At 62.3% G+C, this 2,252-nt stretch carries 3 protein-coding genes; 1 reads left to right on the forward strand and 2 read right to left on the reverse strand.

Translation table 11 applies throughout. The features are described from left to right. Nucleotides 1–277: 277 nt before the first annotated feature. The gene (gene hemF / locus EN906_RS31485) at nucleotides 278–1,192 is read right to left on the reverse strand and encodes an oxygen-dependent coproporphyrinogen oxidase (protein ID WP_127269426.1); all 915 of its coding nucleotides are present in this window, start codon (nucleotides 1,190–1,192) and stop codon (nucleotides 278–280) included. A gap of 166 nt (nucleotides 1,193–1,358) precedes the next feature. On the opposite strand from hemF, the gene EN906_RS31490 reads away from it, so the two are divergent. After that, a complete protein-coding gene (locus EN906_RS31490; RefSeq protein WP_127269425.1) occupies nucleotides 1,359–1,616 on the forward strand; it encodes a hypothetical protein in 258 nt (85 codons plus the stop codon). Here EN906_RS31490 and soxR read toward each other — a convergent pair. Next, nucleotides 1,613–2,074 carry a redox-sensitive transcriptional activator SoxR gene (soxR, locus tag EN906_RS31495; protein ID WP_127269424.1) on the reverse strand — a complete coding sequence of 154 codons (462 nt, stop codon included), beginning with the start codon at nucleotides 2,072–2,074 and terminating at the stop codon, nucleotides 1,613–1,615. The two genes, EN906_RS31490 and soxR, sit on opposite strands and share 4 nt — an antisense overlap. Between the last annotated feature and the right edge of the window lie 178 nt (nucleotides 2,075–2,252).

Raw genomic sequence — 2,252 nt, forward strand, 5'->3', positions numbered from 1 at the left:
CTCAATGAGGTGCCCCGCGTCGTCTGGGCCGTCCGGTCGCGTCGGGTCGCGGCTCGCTTTGTCTGACGCAATTCCGGTCGGAAAGCCGTTTCGCACTTTCCTGGAATTGCGCGCAGGCGAACCGCCGGCGCTTCCCGACCCGGCCCCACAAATAGGCCAGTCTTTTCAACGGCCTATTAGACGAAAAAGAAATTTTGCGCCGCACCGTGTGCCACATTCCATGCCCATTTCGAGCGAATGGGACATCAATGCGACTCACGCCGCGCTCACCATTTTGTTACGGCCAGCGAACCTCGGGCGGCAGGCTGGAGAGAATGGACGCGACATTGCCGCCGGTCTTCAGTCCGAAGATGGTGCCGCGATCGTGAAGCAGATTGAATTCGACATAGCGGCCGCGGCGGATGAGCTGTTCGTCACGGTCGCCATCGGTCCAGTTCTCGTTGAAGTTGGCGCGCACGAGGTGACCGTAGACGACGAGAAAGGAGCGGCCGACATCCTGGACGAAGTTGAAATCGGCATTCCAGCCGCCTTTGTCCTCGCCCGAATGCAGCCAGTCGAAAAAGATGCCGCCGGTGCCGCGCGGCTCGTTGCGGTGCGACAGATAGAAGTACTCGTCGCACCAGGCCTTGAATTTCGGGTAATCGGCGACCGCGGCATTCTTCTCGCAAGCGAATTGCATGGCGCGATGGAAGGCGAGAGTATCAGGGTCGTCCTGGGTGCGGCGGCGATCGAGCACCGGTGTCAGATCGGCGCCGCCGCCGAACCATTGGCGCGATGTTACCACCATGCGCGTGTTCATGTGCACGGCCGGAACGTTGGGATTCCACGGGTGCGCGATCAGCGAAATGCCGGATGCCCAGAAGCGCGGGTCTTCCTCGGCGCCGGGCATCTGCTTCCTGAATTCGGGCGAGAACTCGCCATGGACGGTCGAAGTGTGGACGCCGACCTTTTCGAAGACGCGGCCGTGCATCATCGACATGGTACCGCCGCCGCCACGGCCCTCGTCGCGTTCCCACGGCGTCTTTTCGAAACGGCCCGGTGACCACGAGGCCAGCGGCCCGCCAAGGTCCTGCTCGATCTGCTCGAAAGTGGCGCAGATGCGTTCGCGCAGCGCCTCGAACCACAGCCGTGCCTTCATCTTCTTCTGTTCGATGTCGGCGGGCAGGCCTGTCGGTATTTCTGGTCGTTCCAAGTGCCGTCTCCGGTTGGGGCGGCGAGTCCCACAAATGACTCGTCTTTTGCCGGCGCGATCCCTAATCTCTTAAGGGCAAGGGTCAAGTCACTTTGGTTTTGCGCATGATCCTTTCCGAAACTCGATTCCGATTTCGGGTCATGCGCCAGGTGCAAGGAGCTGTTTCGTGCGCACCCCGGCAAGACCGCCGCTGGATGGCCTGAAGAGAAGGCTCGACCAAAGCCGTGCCGAGCGCGTGCGTATGCCGCGCGATGGTTTCCTGCGAGAGACCTTCGTGCTGCCGCGCTCCGATGCGCGGCTCAAGGCCAAGGAATGGTTCGAGCGCTTTCCCAAGCAGGCCTACTGGACCGAGATCGAAAGCTGGTTCGAGCGGCCGGGCGACCTGATCGAGTTCACCATCAGGCGGTTGCCAGCGGCTGACTAGGATGTCCTTGAGAGAGGCGGAGCAACCAGCCTTCTTGCCCCTGTCCCCTCGCGCGCCAGCCGGTCGCCCTTGTTGCGCAACGGGCATTTGTCGATGGACATGCAGCCGCAGCCGATGCAGTCGGTCAGCCCGTCGCGCAGTTTCTTCAACTGGGCGATCTTGTGGTCGAGCCCGTCGCGCCAGGCGGTCGACAAAAGGTTCCAGTCGTCGCGCGTCGGCGTGCGGCCTTCGGGCAGTGATTCAAGTGCGGCACCGATTTCGGCCAGCGAGATGCCGACCTCCTGTGCAACCTTGATGATCGCCACGCGCCGCAGCACATCGCGGCCGTAGCGGCGCTGGTTGCCCGACGTGCGATGGCTGCGGATCAGGCCGCGGGCCTCGTAGAAATGCAGCGCCGACACCGCCACCCCGCTGCGCATGGCCACCTGGCCGACCGTCAATTCCGTTATAGGCGCCATGTCTGATTTTCCGCCCCGATTTTTCCGCTTGACCTAAAGTTAAGTTGAGCTTGTAGCGAAGAAACCCTGGATGTGCAAACGAAGGAGAAGGCGATGTGCGCCTGGGTCAAGATGACGGGAGACGGACTGCCATTATCCGAGTTGCCGGACGGCTTCGCCCGCCACCATGGCGACGGAG

Origin of the sequence: Mesorhizobium sp. M7A.F.Ca.CA.004.06.1.1, assembly GCF_003999135.1 — a bacterium.
GTDB lineage: Bacteria > Pseudomonadota > Alphaproteobacteria > Rhizobiales > Rhizobiaceae > Mesorhizobium.

Excerpts from the sequence above, each read along its gene's own strand:
- soxR (WP_127269424.1), bottom strand. The coding sequence starts at position 2,074 with ATGGCGCCTATAACGGAATTGACGGTCGGCCAGGTGGCCATGCGCAGC.